The 16,679-nt window shown below is 56.8% G+C and carries 13 protein-coding genes; 1 reads left to right on the top strand and 12 read right to left on the bottom strand.

Going from position 1 to position 16,679, the window contains the following annotated elements; all coding sequences use genetic code 11:
- The 12 genes from L6439_RS08925 to lspA form a co-directional block, all read right to left on the bottom strand.
- On the bottom strand, window positions 1-2,895 hold the full coding sequence (locus L6439_RS08925; protein WP_213469102.1) for an ABC transporter permease: 2,895 nt from the start codon (window positions 2,893-2,895) through the stop codon (window positions 1-3).
- Between the two features lies 1 nt (window position 2,896).
- Window positions 2,897-3,982 (bottom strand): efflux RND transporter periplasmic adaptor subunit, encoded by a 1,086-nt coding sequence (locus L6439_RS08920; RefSeq protein ID WP_168178920.1) that lies wholly within the window; start codon window positions 3,980-3,982, stop codon window positions 2,897-2,899.
- Entirely contained in the window at window positions 3,945-4,778 is an 834-nt protein-coding gene (locus L6439_RS08915; protein WP_237096794.1) for an ABC transporter ATP-binding protein, read from the bottom strand. Before L6439_RS08915 ends, L6439_RS08920 begins: the two co-directional genes overlap by 38 nt.
- A gap of 262 nt (window positions 4,779-5,040) precedes the next feature.
- A complete protein-coding gene (gene pyrE, locus L6439_RS08910; RefSeq protein WP_168178922.1) occupies window positions 5,041-5,679 on the bottom strand; it encodes an orotate phosphoribosyltransferase in 639 nt (212 codons plus the stop codon).
- Window positions 5,676-6,419 carry an orotidine-5'-phosphate decarboxylase gene (gene pyrF / locus L6439_RS08905; RefSeq protein WP_213469101.1) on the bottom strand — a complete coding sequence of 248 codons (744 nt, stop codon included), beginning with the start codon at window positions 6,417-6,419 and terminating at the stop codon, window positions 5,676-5,678. The genes pyrE and pyrF overlap by 4 nt, the downstream gene beginning before the upstream one ends.
- Before the next feature lie 107 nt (window positions 6,420-6,526).
- The gene (carB, locus tag L6439_RS08900; protein WP_213469100.1) at window positions 6,527-9,745 is read right to left on the bottom strand and encodes a carbamoyl-phosphate synthase large subunit; all 3,219 of its coding nucleotides are present in this window, start codon (window positions 9,743-9,745) and stop codon (window positions 6,527-6,529) included.
- Window position 9,746: 1 nt separating this feature from the next.
- Window positions 9,747-10,877, bottom strand: coding sequence for a carbamoyl phosphate synthase small subunit (locus L6439_RS08895; protein WP_213469099.1), 1,131 nt, complete (start codon window positions 10,875-10,877; stop codon window positions 9,747-9,749).
- A 149-nt stretch (window positions 10,878-11,026) separates the two neighbouring features.
- Window positions 11,027-12,304 carry a dihydroorotase gene (locus L6439_RS08890; protein WP_213469098.1) on the bottom strand — a complete coding sequence of 426 codons (1,278 nt, stop codon included), beginning with the start codon at window positions 12,302-12,304 and terminating at the stop codon, window positions 11,027-11,029.
- Between the two features lie 68 nt (window positions 12,305-12,372).
- Window positions 12,373-13,284 carry an aspartate carbamoyltransferase catalytic subunit gene (locus L6439_RS08885; protein WP_168178927.1) on the bottom strand — a complete coding sequence of 304 codons (912 nt, stop codon included), beginning with the start codon at window positions 13,282-13,284 and terminating at the stop codon, window positions 12,373-12,375.
- A gap of 5 nt (window positions 13,285-13,289) precedes the next feature.
- The gene (gene pyrR / locus L6439_RS08880) at window positions 13,290-13,832 is read right to left on the bottom strand and encodes a bifunctional pyr operon transcriptional regulator/uracil phosphoribosyltransferase PyrR (RefSeq protein WP_168178928.1); all 543 of its coding nucleotides are present in this window, start codon (window positions 13,830-13,832) and stop codon (window positions 13,290-13,292) included.
- A 367-nt stretch (window positions 13,833-14,199) separates the two neighbouring features.
- Window positions 14,200-15,171 (bottom strand): RluA family pseudouridine synthase, encoded by a 972-nt coding sequence (locus tag L6439_RS08875; RefSeq protein WP_213469097.1) that lies wholly within the window; start codon window positions 15,169-15,171, stop codon window positions 14,200-14,202.
- Window positions 15,168-15,707: a signal peptidase II gene (gene lspA, locus L6439_RS08870; protein ID WP_213469120.1), complete on the bottom strand. Its 540-nt coding sequence runs from the start codon at window positions 15,705-15,707 to the stop codon at window positions 15,168-15,170. Before lspA ends, L6439_RS08875 begins: the two co-directional genes overlap by 4 nt.
- Window positions 15,708-15,909: 202 nt before the next feature.
- On the opposite strand from lspA, the gene L6439_RS08865 reads away from it, so the two are divergent.
- Window positions 15,910-16,677, top strand: coding sequence for a TraR/DksA C4-type zinc finger protein (locus tag L6439_RS08865; protein WP_168178930.1), 768 nt, complete (start codon window positions 15,910-15,912; stop codon window positions 16,675-16,677).
- Window positions 16,678-16,679: the final 2 nt, after the last annotated feature.

The following is a 16,679-nucleotide window of genomic DNA, read 5'->3' as shown; positions in this document are numbered from 1 at the left end:
TTAACGCTCCTCTCCCATCTTCACGGCTTGATGAACCCGCAGCCTGCGAATCTGCATGAACAGCAGCGTCGCGCCCGTCAGAATCATGACCGCGACCACGGCATACAGCTGCATCGTATCTTTCGCATCGAAAATGATTCGGAACGGCGGCACCTGCATCTTCGCATTTTCCGCCGATTGCAGGAACGGAAGGAACAGGCGGCTAGCCAGCTTGCCAAGCAAAATACCGATGCCGATCGATAAACCGGCGGTGAAGATTTGTTCCAGCAGCAGCATCCCGGTCAGCTGCCGGCGCGACAGACCCATCGCCCGCAGTATGCCGAACTGCACGACGCGGCTCGATAAGTTGAAGAACCAGTAGAGCAAATAGCCGATAAGCGAAATGATAACCGAAATCAAGAAGCCCATGCTCAGAATGCCGAAGATGCCTCCGCGAGTCGGATGCTTGCTCAGTCGTGCCAATTCGCTCCGCACATCCTTGTAGGTGACAATCTCGATGTTTGCTTTTTGAAGTTCTTTCAGTGCCGGCGCAAGCGGCGCTTTCTCCTTCATCTTCAGCCATACATCGTATTTCATGAGAGGCACCTGATCATAAATATATTCCAGATTCGTAATAAAGAACGGCGTCTGATCCGGATATTGACTCGGCCAATACGGGAGTATCGCCGCGACGACAAACTCCACCATTTGATCCTGAAGGGAGATCGAAATGACATCCCCCGGTTTCAACTCATACGTCTTCGCGATATTGGTCGGAATAATGACGGCGGCGCCCTCATAATACTTCCCTAATGCATCCAAATATTTAAACGGGTGTTGAGGGAACAAATCGTTCCGGAACCAGGCCACCTTCGCGAACTCGTCATTATCGATGCCGACGACCATCCCCTGGCCGATAGAACGTCCGGAGACAACGACATTCCCCTTCGCCTGCATCACTCTGGCGGCCGCCTCGACGCCCGGCAGCTTGCGGAACACTTCGAATGGCGGTTCGTTCAGAATTTGCTTCCCTTTCGGAGGCTGCTGCCCGCCAGGCCCGCCCGGGCTTCCCGGACCTCCGCCACCGCCCCCTCCATTATTGCCTCCGTTGTTGCCGCCTTTATTGCCCCCTTGATCCTTCCGATCCACGACGAGCGTGCTCTCCCATACCGTCTCGATGATGGCATCGGCGCCATATTGATACAGCGTCCGTTCGGTTGAATTCGTGTCGATCGTCCGGGCGGCCGACGCATTATATACGCCAAGACCAAGCGTCAGAATAAGCAAAATCATTAGCGGATAATATGATTTCGCGGATCGGGAGAGCTGCGTCAGCGTCAAATACAGCGGAACCGGCAGCAGCTTGCCGCCAAGCCACTGGAACAGACGCAGCAGCAGCGGAAACAGCCGCAAAAAGAACAGGCCGCAAGCGAATATCGCCAGTGCCGGGATAAAGAACAGAAACGGCTGCACTTGCAGCTGATCCGAGGTCATCCCCGTCTTGAACGACAGAAGCTGCTGCTGGTTCAGCATATAATATCCATATCCTGCTGCGGCAAGAAGCAGAACATCAAGGAACCATTTTTGCCAGACCGGACTCTTGTCTTTGCGTGCCAGCTTCTGCTTCAAATTAACGATCGACTGGCGCGCGAACAGGACGGCCGGGATGACGCTGGCCATGAGCGCAATCAGAACCGCGACCGTACCGAAAATGACCGCGTCGGACGTGAATCCGACCGGAATCGATTTGCGGTTGACGAATTCAAGGAATCCGTTGGCCGATCCGATCGATTTGGCCATGAACCAGCCGATGAGCGGCGCAATCGCAAGCGCGGCCGCCCCGAGAATAAGGCCCTCCAGCAAATAGAGCCATATAATTTGCCTCGTGCTGGCGCCGCGGCTCCGCAGAACCGCAATGTCGCTCTGCTGCTTCTCCAATGCCTGATTGGCATTCATCGCTATGTAATAGAACACCATGGCGATCATTGGCGCCGCCAGCGTGAACAGCATCATCTGCAACTGGATGCTCTGGCTGCGGAATTCGTCCAGCACCTTCGCGAACGAGATTTCCACTTGCGTCCCGGGCAGCTTCTGATACAGTTCGATGCCGAGACGATTCAGCGTCCGATCCAACGGCGCCAAGTGACTGGTCTGCACCTCTCGCAGATCAAAAGCATAATACCAGCTTGACTGCTGAAGAGCGACTTTGTGCTCGCCCATAATCGTCTTGTCGAAGGTCTCCGGCGAGACGATGAGCGAGCTCATCAAGCCTTCCAGTCCCTGGAACCAATACGGGCTCGTCTCGTCCTTCGGCTTGAAGGTGCCGACGATTTTGATGCGCAGCGTCGTCGGATTAGGACCACTGATCGGATACTCCAGTTCCGCGCCGACATGAAGGTCGTTCCGGTACATCGCTTCCTCGAGCATCACCGCTTCGATGACGCCTCCGGATTCTCCGTCTCCATACAGCTTGCCGTTCGTCCATTCGACCTTATCGTCCAGATCCGACAGGGAGCCTAACGTCATCGATCGGACCCGGCTCGCATCGACCTTCGTCGGATCGACCGGATAGACTTCCGTCGTGCGGAGAATCCGCAAGTTGACGAATTCCTGAACGGGGAAGCCGATCTGTTCCTTGACGTCTTCCCGGATATACCGGTCGACTTCCTGCAGCGCGTTCGGATCAAGCTTCGCTCCACTTGCGCCTTGATACCTCATCAATAGCGAACCCGCCGGCAATCCCCCGCCGTTCTCCTGCAGCGTCTTCGTTACGACACGCTTTAACGCCCCGTCGGAGTACATCGGGATGCTGACCGTAAAAGAGACGGCGACGATAAGCCCTACCAACGAGCTCACCGTCAGCCAGCGGGTATTCCACATTTTACGGAACAAAAAACGCAGTAACGGAATTCCCATCTTATCGGCCCACTACTTTCTGACCCGGTTCAAGTCCGGCTTTTATTTGAATCTCGGTCGGCAGCTGCACCCCAACCTCGACGTCGACTTCCCGCTTCCCGTTCTCGTCGGCGACTTGCACGTAGGTCCGTGAACCGATCGTGCGCAGGGCGGAAGGAGGAATGACGATCGCGTCCTTGATCCTGTTCGTCACGACGGTGACGCTAAGCATGGTGCCCCGGGTGACTCCCTTCGGCAGCTTCTCCACCTCGATCGTCATATACTTGTCGATCCGGTCCTGCTCCGGCTGCTCGCCCTGGCCGCCTCCATTATTATCGTTCGATGGCTGCGGAAGCGCCTTGACCTTGCCCTTAATCACGCCTTCAACCGAGTTGATGCTGACCTGGGCTTCCATCCCCGGCGTGATGCGCTTCAGATCATCCTTCGACGGCTGCGCGGCGACGGTCAGCCGGGTCGTATCCGCGACGATCGCCACCGGATCGTACTTCTTCGACATCGCGCCCTTCTTCGCCGTCACCGACACGACCGTGCCCGTGAACGGAGCGGTAAGCGTCGCCTTGTCGATATCCGTCTGGAGATCGACAAGATCCTGCTGCTTCTGTTCGAACAAGATCTGCGCTTCCTCGAACTCGACCGGATCCATCTCGTCTTTTTTGCGCAGCGTCTCCTTCATCTTCACTTCTTCGGCCCGCAGCTGCAGACGCTTCTGGCGCAGATCCTTTTTCAGATCGTCCACGTCAAGCTCCGCGATGACCTGGCCTTTTTTGACCGAATCGCCGTTCTTGACATAAATGTTCTTGATCGGCTTGTTGTCCAGCGTAAAGAACAGGATATCTTCCTGTTCCGACATTAATTTGCCCGTCATGGAGACAGGGACCACCATATCCTTCCGAACCACTTCATATTCCGGCTTCTTCGATACCGAAGGCGGCGTGATGGTCGGTATCACTTCCTCTTCCTCTTCATCCGGCAGAAGCGAGCAGGCGGACGTGAACACCAGCATCCCGCACATTAGCGCCAGTGCGGCACGGCGCCATTTGCGCCCGCTTCTAGGTGATGAATCTTCCGTCGACCATTTCATAAACATGATCAGCTACCTCCAAAATTGTGGGATCGTGGGTGGTCATGCAGATGGCGATTTTTTCCGAACGAATGATTTGCCGGAATACGCCCATGACCTGAGCCCCCATTTGTGAATCCAATTCCGCTGTCGGCTCGTCGGCCAATAACAGCAGCGGCTTATGAGCAATCGATTTGGCTATCGCAACCCGTTGCTGCTCTCCCCCCGACATTTCGAAGGGACGGTGGCTCATGCGCTTGCCCAATCCAACCATCTCAAGGCAATATTGGACCCGCTCCTTCCATAGATGGCGGGGCACATTAGCCATCCGCAGCGACAGTTCAACGTTCTCATAAGCGGACAATAGCGGCATAAGCGCATAAGCTTGGAAAATGAACCCGATCTCGCTGCGCCGCGTCATCGTGCGCTTGTCATCGCTCCATGTCGAGAACGGTTCCCCGCGGAACCGGATCTCGCCCTTCGTGGGCAGATCGAGCCCTCCAAGCATATTCAGCAGTGTCGTCTTCCCTGACCCGGATCGGCCCTTCAGCATGACCAGTTGGCCCGGGTGCACTTCCATCTCGATTCCTTTGAGCACATGCAGCTTCTGGCTGCCGACCTGGAACGTGCGCTCCACCCCGCGAACTTCAAGGAGCGGTTGATCCGGAGAGATCGGATGGGCCCGGGCAGGCCATGCTGCAGCTTGGGTCTTGTCCTGTATGTATTCCGTCTTCTCTTGCGCCACTTCTTCCTGCTGGTTCGCCGCGAGAGCCGGGGATGCCTCGGCACGGTCTGACTTCTTCCGTTTGCGAAGCCATTTCATTGCATTATTCGCCCCTTTCTCGGACATATCGTCAAAAACTCATCCTAAGTATAAACGATTGGAAAGAAAGAAAAGTTACAATCTTTGTAATGCGATACCGTCATTTCCCTTAAATATTGCTTAAATATTAAAGATGTCCCGGCTTCCGTTCGTTTCCTGTTTATACCTACTACGTTATACTAGATTTATTGTTAATTGTTTGCCGGAAAAGAAAAAAAACCTAACCATTATGTCGGTTAGGCTCAACTTATGCTCTCCTCCGCTATTTGCCCCAGCCTGCCGGATTGACGCGCCACGATGCCAGTACATCAAGGTCCCGCGCTTGGATGACGCCTCTCTCCAGAGCCGTCTCGATGAGGGCGGTATAGCGGGACAGCGTGTGCAGCGGGATTCCGGCTTCCCGGAACGCCTGCTCCGCTTTTTCCAGCTCATAGCTGAAGATGGCGAATACGGCAAGCGGCTCCGCCCCGGCTTCCTTGACGGCCATCGCCGCCTTGAGCGAGCTGCCCCCGGTCGAGATCAGATCCTCGATCACGACGACCTTCTGCCCCGGCCGAATCAAGCCCTCGATCTGATTCTGCTTCCCGTGTCCCTTCGCTTTGTCGCGAACGTAAGCCATAGGCAGCCCCAGCTTGTCCGCGACCCAGGCCGCGTGCGGAATGCCGGCGGTCGCCGTCCCGGCGATGACTTCGGCATCCGGCGCATATTCCTTGACCAAGGAAGCGAATCCTTCGGCAAGGGCTCCCCGAATCTCAGGGTAAGACATCGTCAAGCGGTTATCGCAGTAGATAGGGGACTTGATTCCGGATGTCCAGGTGAACGGCTCATGCGGCCGCAGCGCCACCGCTTCTATGGATAACAAATGTCCGGCAATCTCGCGTTCTCTCTTCGTCGTGGTCATCGTTGCATCAACTCCTCGATAATGGATAGTAAGGCTGCCCTTGGATCCGCCGCTTCCGTAATCGGACGGCCGACGACGATAAAATCCGTGCCATGCCGCATCGCTTCCGCCGGGGTCATCACGCGGGACTGATCCTGGAGCGGAGCTCCCTTCGGCCGGATGCCCGGCGTAACCGTGCGGAACGAAGCGCCGCAGGCCGCCTTGATGCTCTTCACCTCATGCGGAGAAGCGACGACTCCGTCGAGTCCGGCTTCCTGCGTCAGCTTCGCATAGCGGACGACGGTCTCTTCGACCGTGCCGGGAATTCCGATCTCTTCATTCATGACCTCGGTATTCGTGCTCGTGAGCTGCGTAACGGCGATAATCACCGGACGCGGCAGCGAACGGTCGGCCGCGCGGGCCGCCTCGACGCCCTCGATGGCCGCCTGCATCATCTTTTTGCCTCCGGCCGCATGAACGTTGAACATGTCGACGCCCAGCTTCGCAATGCTATTCGCCCCGCCCTTGACCGTATTTGGAATGTCATGCATTTTCACATCCAAAAACACACTGTACCCGCGCTCCTTGAGCTCGCGGATGAAGGAAGGACCGCCCGCGTAGAACAGCTGCATGCCTACCTTCATATAGCAAGGAATGCCCTCCAGCCGTTCAATAAGACTCTGGGCCTCCGCCGTCCCGGCATAATCCAGCGCGACCATCACCCGGCTCGCCGCCTGTTCAAATGATACCGTATGACTCATATTCTTCCCCCCGCTATCATACATACTTTCCTCTCCATGCGCATCCCGCCAATCGGGGAGGCCCGCAGGCCTCCCCGATTGCTTGTCGCGCATCTATATCTATTCGTTTAGCTCCGGATGGCCGGCATCGGACGCGAAGAGAAATTAATCTGCTCCAGCATCTCGAGCAGCGCGCGCACCGTATCCAGCGAGGTCATGCAGACGACGCCATTCTCCACCGCCTCGCGGCGGATGCGGAAGCCGTCCCGTTCCGGAGTCTTGCCCTTCGTCAGCGTATTGACCACGAAGTGCGCTTCCCCGTTCCGGATCAGGTCAAGAATATTCGGAGTGCCTTCCGTCAGCTTGTTGACGCGCTTGACGTTCAGCCCCGCTTCCTCCAGCGCCGTGGCGGTGCCTCCTGTCGCTATCAGCTTATAGCCGAGAGCGGCGAAGCCTCTCATCAATTGCACCGCTTCTTCCTTGTCCTTATCCGCCACCGTGCACACAATCGCTCCGGTTGCCGGTATTTTCATACCCGAGCCGATAAGGCCCTTGTACAGCGCCTTGGCATACTGCTTGTCACGGCCCATTACTTCCCCGGTCGACTTCATCTCCGGTCCGAGCGTCGGCTCGACCCGGCGCAGCTTGGCGAAGGAGAAGACAGGAACCTTCACCGAGACATGGTCGTCTTCCGGCCACAGGCCTTCCTGATACCCGAGGTCGTTCAGCTTCGCGCCAAGAATGAGCTTCGTCGCCACGTTCGCCATCGGGATATTGGTCACCTTGCTCAAAAACGGCACCGTGCGGGACGAGCGCGGGTTGACCTCGATAACATAGACTTGATTTTGATAAATTACGAACTGGATATTGATAAGTCCAATCGTCTTCAGTTCCTTGGCGATACGAATCGTAATGTCGACCACCTGCTGCTGCAGCTCCCCGGACAGATGCTGCGGCGGGTACACCGCAATCGAGTCGCCCGAGTGCACCCCGGCGCGCTCCACATGCTCCATAATGCCCGGAATGAGCACCGTCTCGCCGTCGCAAATCGCGTCGACCTCGACTTCCTTGCCCAGCATGTAGCGGTCGATAAGGACCGGATGCTCCGGATTGATTTTAACGGCATATTCCATATAGTTGAGCAGCTCAGAATCCGAGTAGACGATTTCCATCGCGCGTCCGCCGAGGACATAGGACGGGCGGACAAGCACCGGATACCCGATGCGCTGTGCCGTACCGACCGCTTCGTCGACCGAAGTGACGGTGCTGCCGGTCGGCTGCGCGATGCCGAGACGCGACAAGAGCGCTTCGAACTTTTTGCGGTCTTCCGCTTCATCGATGCTCTCGAGGCTGGAGCCGAGAATCCGCACCCCGGCCTTCGCCAGCGGAGCCGCCAGGTTAATCGCGGTCTGGCCGCCGAACTGGACGATGACCCCGACCGGCTTCTCCTGCTCGATGACATTCATCACGTCTTCGAAGAAGAGCGGCTCGAAGTAGAGGCGATCCGATGTGTTGAAGTCCGTCGAGACCGTCTCCGGATTATTATTGATGATGACCGCTTCGTAGCCTGCGTCTTGGATGGCCCACACCGCATGCACGGTCGAATAATCGAATTCAATGCCTTGCCCAATCCGAATCGGGCCGGAGCCGAGGACAAGAATCTTCTCCTTCCCGGTAGAGAGGACTTCATTCTCTGTCTCATAGGTCGAGTAATAGTAAGGAGTGGAGGCCTCGAATTCGGCCGCGCACGTATCTACCATCTTATAGACCGGACGCAGACCGAGCTCCTTGCGCAGCGCGGATACCTCCGCTTCCGTCGTATGGGCCGCCCCTGGATGACCCGCATGACGAAGCTCCGCAATGGCGCGGTCCGTGAAGCCCATGCGCTTCGCTTCATACAGCGTCTGCTCGCTCAGAGCCGGCTCCTCCCGAATCCGCGCTTCAAAGGCAATCATGCCTTCGATTTTATGCAGGAACCACCAATCAATCTTCGTGATATCATGCAGACGCTGCAGCTCATAGCCGCGGCGGAAAGCTTCCGCCAGCAGGAACAGCCGCTCATCGTCCGGCGATTTCAGGCGCGCTTCCAGCTCGGCATTGTCGAGTTGAGCGGCTTCCGGCAAGCAAAGTCGATGGAGCCCGATTTCGAGCGAACGCACCGCTTTGTGCATCGACTCCTCGAACGTCCGGCCAATCGCCATCACTTCCCCGGTCGCCTTCATCTGGGTGCCGAGCTTCCGGTTCGCTTGCGTGAATTTATCGAACGGCCAGCGCGGGATTTTGGATACAATATAGTCCAGCGTTGGCTCGAAGCATGCATAGGTCTGTCCCGTCACCGGGTTCACAATCTCATCCAGCGTGTAGCCGACCGCGATTTTGGCGGCCATCTTCGCAATCGGGTAGCCCGTTGCCTTGGACGCAAGCGCCGACGAACGGCTTACCCGCGGATTCACCTCAATGACATAGTATTGATAGCTGTGCGGATCCAAGGCGAACTGCACGTTGCATCCGCCCTCGATGTTGAGCGCGCGGATGATTTTGAGCGAGGCGGAACGGAGCATCTGATACTCCCGATCCGACAGCGTCTGGCTCGGCGCCACGACGATGCTGTCGCCCGTGTGGACGCCCACCGGGTCGAAGTTCTCCATATTGCAGACGACAATGCAGTTGTCATTGGCGTCGCGCATGACTTCGTACTCGATTTCCTTCATGCCGGCGATGCTCTTCTCAATCAGACATTGGCCGATTGGGCTGTAGCGGATGCCGGAGGCGACGATGTCGCGGAGCTCCTCTTCGTTATCGCAGATGCCGCCGCCTGTGCCGCCGAGCGTGTAGGCCGGGCGGACAATAATCGGATAGCCGATGCTGTTGGCGAACTCGACCGCTTCCTCCACCGACGTCACGATGGTGCTCTCCGGCACCGGCTGCTCCAGCTCCCGCATCAGCTCGCGGAACATATCCCGGTCTTCGGCGCGTTCAATCGCATCGAGCTGCGTGCCGAGCAGCTTCACGTTTTCCTGCTCCAGCACGCCTGCCCGCGCCAGCTCGACCGCCATGTTAAGGCCGGTCTGGCCGCCGAGCGTCGGCAGCAAACCGTCCGGACGCTCCTGGCGGATGATTTGCGTGACGAAATCAAGCGTAATCGGCTCGATATAGACTTTATCCGCCATATTGGTATCCGTCATAATCGTAGCCGGGTTGCTGTTGATGAGCACCACCTCGATGCCCTCTTCCTTCAACGCCTGGCAGGCCTGCGTTCCGGCATAGTCGAACTCTGCCGCCTGGCCGATGACGATCGGCCCGGAACCGATGACGAGAATTTTTTTGAGGTCTGTGTTCTTCGGCATATTAACGCGCTCCTTTCAGCTGTGCGGCCAGTTCCGCCTGACGCGGCACCGATGTCCGATTGCTCTGATGCTCCCGGATCATATCGAGGAATTGGTCGAACAGATAGCTGCTGTCATACGGTCCCGGCGAAGCTTCCGGATGATACTGCACCGAGAAGGCAGGCGCCGTCGCATGCTTGAGTCCTTCGATCGTCTTGTCGTTATTATTGATATGGGTAACCTGCAGGTCCGTGTCCTTGACGGATTCCTCCAATACCGCATAGCCATGATTTTGCGATGTAATATAGCAGCGGTTCGTCGCCAGTTCTTTGACCGGGTGATTGCCGCCGCGGTGTCCGAATTTGAGCCGGCCGGTATCCGCTCCGCAAGCGAGCGCGAAGATTTGATGGCCAAGGCAGATGCCGAACAGCGGGAACTCGCCGATAAGCTCGCGGACCGTAGCGACCGCATGCGGCACATTCTTCGGATCCCCAGGCCCGTTGGACAATTGAATGCCGTCCGGTCGAAGGCGCCGGATCTCATCGGCCGTCGTATCATGGGGCACGACGACGACATCGCAGCCGCGCTTCGTCAGCTCTCTGAGAATGCCGGTCTTCGCGCCATAGTCAACCAGCACGATGCGCGGGCCATTGCCGGGGCTGGAGTAAATATGCTTCGTTGAAGTCAGCGCGACCTGGTCCGTGCGCGATTCCGTGCCGGCAAGCCGCTCCATCAGCGCTTCGACCGGCTCGCTTCCCGTCGTCAGGATTCCCTTCATCGTCCCGTAGTGACGCAGCTTGCGCGTAAGCATCCGCGTATCGATGCCGCTGATGCCGACAATGCTATATTCCTTCAGCAGGCGGTCGACCGAATATTCGGCGCGCCAGTTGCTCGGCACCAGCTCATGCCGGCGGACGACGAAGCCGTGCACATGCGGGCGAATCGCTTCGAAGTCGTCCCGGGTAATGCCGTAATTGCCGATAAGCGGATAGGTCATCGTTACGATTTGACCGCAGTAGGACGGGTCGGACAGCACCTCCTGATATCCTGTCATCCCAGTGCTGAACACGACCTCTCCCGTCGTCTCGCCTTCTGCTCCGAAGCCGGCCCCCGTGAACAGCGTGCCATCCTCCAATAATAATCTAGCCTGCATATCTCTCACTCCTCGCTCTCTGCCGGTCCTTGCGGGACGGTCATTCTATTATGTCGGTATCCTGACAGCCAGAATACGATGTCTCTGTTTTGATTATCAAAAGGTAAAGCTCTCTTGAGATGATGTATAAAATACAGCCTCAGTCCCCATTATGGCTTGCTCCATACGACGCGTCCGTCGACCAGCGTCATGACCGGCCAGCCCTTCAGCTTCCAACCCGTGAACGGCGTATTCCGTCCTTTGGACAAGAACTCTTCCGGGTTCACCTCATGCTCCGCTTCCAGGTCAATCACCGTAATATCGGCAGGCGCTCCCGGCTCCAGCCGTCCGGCCGCGAGTCCGAATACGCTGGCCGGATCCGTCGTCATCCGCCGGATGAGGAAGGACAGCGTCCATTTCCCGGTAGCGACGAAGCGGGTGTAGAGCAGCGGGAAGGCCGTCTCCAGTCCGACGATGCCGAACGGCGCCAGCTCCATTCCTCTGGCCTTCTCTTCTTCGCTATGCGGCGCATGGTCGGTGACGAGAATATCAATCGTTCCATCCTCCAGCCCTTCGATGCAGGCGGCCACGTCGCGAGGCGAGCGCAGCGGCGGGTTCATTTTCCAGTTCGCATCCATTCCCGGAATATCTTCATCCGAGAGCAGCAGATGGTGAGGGCATACTTCCGCCGTAACCCGGATGCCCAATTGCTTCGCCTGCCGGATAAGGCGTATCGATTGCTCCGTGCTGACGTGGCACACATGATAATGGACACCGGTCGCTTCCGCGAGCAGAATGTCCCGCCCGACATGAATGGCTTCCGATTCATTCGGAATTCCCTTCAATCCGTGCTTGCGGGCGAATTCCCCTTCGGTGACCGCCCGCCCCTTGACGAGCGAGTCATCCTCGCAGTGAGCGATAATGGGCATGTCCAGCTCCTTGGCCAAGGTCATGGCGTCCTTCATCATCTGCGCATTCTGGACGCCGACTCCGTCATCGGTGAAGCCAATCGCGCCGGCTTCTTTCAACGCGGCGAAGTCTGTCAGCTCCCGGCCCAGCTCATTGACCGTGATGGAGCCGTACGGAAGCACCTTCACGATGCCTTCCGTCTCCGCCTTGTCATAGATGGAGCGAATCGACTCCGGAGTGCCCAGGACCGGGCGGGTATTCGGCATGCAGGCAATCGTGGTAAATCCGCCTCTGGCAGCTGAACGCGTCCCGGTAGCGATCGTTTCCTTATGTTCGAAGCCGGGCTCGCGCAAATGCACATGCATATCGATGAAGCCCGCCGAGACAAATTTGCCCTGCACATCGCATACTTCGGCCGCTCCGGCCGGTTCCGAGCCGGCAGGAATGATTTTTTGGATGTGTCCATCCTCTATCCATAAGTCCGCAAGCTGAAGTTCCTCTGCTTCATTTAATATATTTGCATTCGCAATCACTAGCATGATGACGATCCCCTCTCATCTCTGTACTTGATTCCGACTCTCTCGCAACCTGGCCCCGCCGCGGCAGGTTACGCCATGGCCCGCTCCATGACCGCCATCCGCACCGGCACCCCGTTAGCCATCTGGTCAAAAATCCGCGCCTGTTCGCATTCCACCACGGCGTCATCGATTTCGACGTTGCGGTTGACCGGAGCCGGATGCATAATGATGCTATGAGGCTTCATTCCTGCAACGCGTTCAAGTGTCAATCCGTACTGGGCCCGATATTGCTCCGCCGGCCCCGCCTTATCTCCTTCGTGCCGTTCCAGCTGGAGGCGCAGCATCATGACGACATCGGCCTGCACCGCTTCTTCGATGGAGATGTACGGGGCATCCAAGTCGTTCGCCCGCATATGCTCCGGGGCGCAGAAGCTGACGTTCGCACCGAACTTCCGCAGCGCCCACAGATTCGAGCGCGCGACCCGGCTATGCTGAATATCCCCCACGATAGCGACGTTCAGACCCGACAGCTCTCCGAAATGCTTCCGCATCGTATACATATCCAGGAGCGCCTGCGTCGGATGCTCGTTGTTGCCGTCCCCGGCATTGACCAAGGGCATTTTGACCCGCTCCGCTATTTGTTCCAGGAGACCTACCGGCTTCAGGCGGATAACGCCCGCATCCATCCCCATCGATTCGAGCGTCCGCACCGTATCATAGATGGATTCTCCCTTTTCCACACTGGAAGCCTGGGCCGTGAAATTTATGACTTCCGCGCCGAGCCGCTTCTCGGCCACCTCGAACGAACAGCGGGTTCGGGTGCTGCTCTCGAAGAACAGATTCGTGGCGAATTTGTCCTTGAGCACATGGCTTACTTTGATGGGCTGGCGATTCCAGTAATCGGCACGGTCCAGAATGGACTCCATTTCCTGCTTGCTCATCTCCTTCAAACCAAGCAAGCTCCGTTCTTTCAGTGAACGCTCCAGGTGAACTACCGCCATGTTGATTACCCCCTGTGATGTATGATTTTCACTTCATCTGAACCATCGACTTCCTTCAAGGCCACTACAATCTCTTCGGTTCTAGAGGTAGGAACGTTCTTGCCCACATAATCCGGTCGTATCGGCAGCTCGCGGTGGCCGCGGTCTGCCAGGACAGCCAATTGAATCATTTGCGGCCGGCCCTGGTCCATAAGAGCATCCATTGCCGCCCTTATGGTGCGACCCGTATACAGGACATCATCACACAGAATGATTTTCTTGTCGTGAATCGGGAAGGATGCGCCTAGCTCGCCGTTCTGCTCCGGCTCGCGCTTGGCGTCGTCGCGATAGCGCGTAATATCCAGCTCGCCGACCGGGATATCCACATTCTCAATCTGCCGGATTCGTTCGGCAATCCGGTGCGCCAAGTAAATGCCGCGCGTGCGAATGCCCACCAGCACACAGTTGTCTATCCCCTTGTTCCGTTCCAGAATCTCATGTGTGATGCGGGTCAAGGCTCTTCGTATCGCTATCTCGTCCATAATGATGTTCCACTCCGCCGTACTCATGAATGCATAACTCCCTTCGCTAATACGTTGCATTTGGCATGTTCCACAGAGGCGTTATTATTACCATTCACATCGCGGGGCACAAAAAAACTCCTTGCCCACAGGCAAGGAGTCCATTACTCGACGACAGCGCAGAAGGCCGCGACATTCAGCAAGAGATAGGATGATGAAGAGTACTCTGCTCACAGGCAGACCGCACCCCTCGTTCTCTCGCGTCACGAATCTTCTCGTTACGAACGTTACCTTGCCAGCCTCTCGGGACTGATTTAAAGGTTCAATATTTGGTTCGCTATGAATTATCCCACTTTGCCCTCGACTTGTCAATACGTTTTGTTGAACCGCTTAGAATATGTTCTCCGATTCCGTACTACCGGTTGCGCAGCATGTACAGGAGATGCTCCATATCGTCCGGCAGCGGAGCCTCGAACTGCAGCAACTCACCGCTGACAGGATGAACGAATCCCAAGGTGGCCGCATGAAGGGCTTGGCCATCCATCGTTAGGCCGCGCACGCCGCGCGTATACATCGGATCGCCGACGAGCGGATGTCCGATATATTTCATATGGACGCGAATCTGGTGGGTTCTGCCCGTCTCCAGTTGCAGCTCCACCAACGTGACATCCCCGAACCTCTCGGCTGCCTGGAAATGGGTCACGGCCCGCTTGCTGTTGCGGTCGGTCACAGCGAACATTTTGCGGTCATGCGGATCCCGGCCGATCGGCGCATCGATTGTGCCTTGATCATGGGCCAGATTGCCGTGAACGAGCGCCTTATATTTCCGCAGCACCGTGTGCGCCTTCAACTGCGCAGCCAGCTCCGCATGGGCCCGGTCGTTCTTGGCGGCCATCAGCAGCCCGGACGTGTCCTTGTCGATGCGATGCACAATGCCGGGACGAAGCTCGCCGTTAATGCCGGACAGATCGCGGCAGTGGTGCATAAGGGCGTTCACCACCGTTCCCGACAGATGTCCCGGCGCGGGATGAACCACCATCCCCCGCGGTTTGTTGATCACGATAACATCGGCATCCTCATAATAAATATCGAGCGGAATCGCCTCCGGAACAATATCCGTCGAGGCCGGCTCCGGAATCCGGAGTTCGATCTCGTCGCCGGAGCCGACCTTGTAGTTCGGCTTGACGCTTCGCCCGTTCACCAGCAAATGAGCATCCCGAATCCAGATCTGCACCTGCGATCGGGATACCGGTTCCTCCAGCGCTTCGGTTATGTATTTATCGATGCGCTCCCCGGCGTCCGCTTCGGTAACCGTCCAATGCAGCGCATCTTGCTCCAAGCCTTCTTGATTTTCTTCCTCTGAAGATGGGATTCGTAAGTCTGTCATTGCGTCGATCCTTCCTTCGATTGTCCGTCTTCTGGACGGCCTTGCCCGGCTTCAAGCTGCTGAATTTCGGCCTCAAGGGCCTTTTCCCGCTTCACGGACAGCATTGCGTCAAGCAGCACCAAGCCGACGCCGATTGTAATGCCCATGTCGGCGACGTTGAAGATCGGGAAGGTATACGATCCGAAATTAAATTGAAGAAAATCGACAACCTCCCCCGTGAGCAGCCGATCAAGGAAATTGCCGAGCGCTCCCCCGAGGATAAGGCTCAGTCCTACAGGCAAAATATGCCCTTGCTGATGCCGGATTTTGTACATATACCAAATAATTCCGCTAGCGACAATGATCGTGACGATGACGAAAAACCAGCGCTGATCTTCAAGGATGCTGAACGCGGCTCCGGTATTGCGATGCGACGTGATTAAGAAAAAATTGCCGATTACCGGAATTTGCTCATATAGAGTCAATCGGGTCGCGATAACCCATTTCGTGCCTTGATCGATGAGGAACACGATCACAGCGATAAGGTAGTACCACACAGACAATTGTCACCTCATTTACAGGATGTAAGCTCTTCTCAAAAATGGGACCCCAACGGCATGAATCCCCCGCTCATTGTATCACAGGTTGAAAAATAACGTCCAATACCACCCAATCCGTCACCGTTTTTCCACGTAGTTTTTCCGCCCGATCGCACATGCTATAAAGCAGACGACACCTTAAGGAAGGAGTACGGCTGCCATGAATTCATTAACATCACAGCAATTGGAGTCGCTCAAGCAGATGCTGCGCGACAAAGAGGCTCAACTTAGCCGCAAGCTGGCCGATAACAACCATTACGGACTATCCGGATCGCTCCGGGAGAATACCGGAGAATTGTCCAATGTGGACAATCACCCGGGGGATGTCGCCACCGAACTGTATGAACGGGGCAAGGACATCGCCTTGAACGAGCATGATGAATTTCTGCTCAACCGCATTCACGGCGCCCTGGAGATGATCGACAAAGGCACTTACGGCATTTGCGCCGTCTGCGGGCGTCCGATTCCTTTCGATCGGTTGGAAGCCGTGCCTTTTACGATGTACTGCATCGAGCATGAGCCGCAGCGCCAAGTATCCGATCGCCGGCCGGTGGAGGAACAATTCCTGATGCCGCCCTTCGGCCGCACGAGCCTGGATGAATTGGATACCCAAAACGGCTTCGACGGAGAGGACGCATGGCAGATTGTCGAAGCGTGGGGCACGTCGAACACTCCGGCCATGCAGGAAGACGGCAATATCGATGACTATGACAACATGTACATTGAAGCATCCGACGATATCGACGGGTTCGTCGAATCGTTCGAGAGCTTCGTCGCCACCGATATGACCGGAAGCGATGTGTACATCGTGCGCAACCGGCGTTACCGTCACTATATGGACAGCGGGGAAGGAGAGCCGCTGCTCGAGCCGGATGAGACAGGCTATTCGCTAGACGGCTCCGATGAAGCCGGCGACGCTTATCATTAAGT

It is taken from the genome of Paenibacillus dendritiformis, from assembly GCF_021654795.1.
Taxonomy (GTDB): domain Bacteria; phylum Bacillota; class Bacilli; order Paenibacillales; family Paenibacillaceae; genus Paenibacillus_B.
Note: the sequence above shows the minus strand (reverse complement) of the source record. Positions and strands in the feature narration are given on the sequence as shown.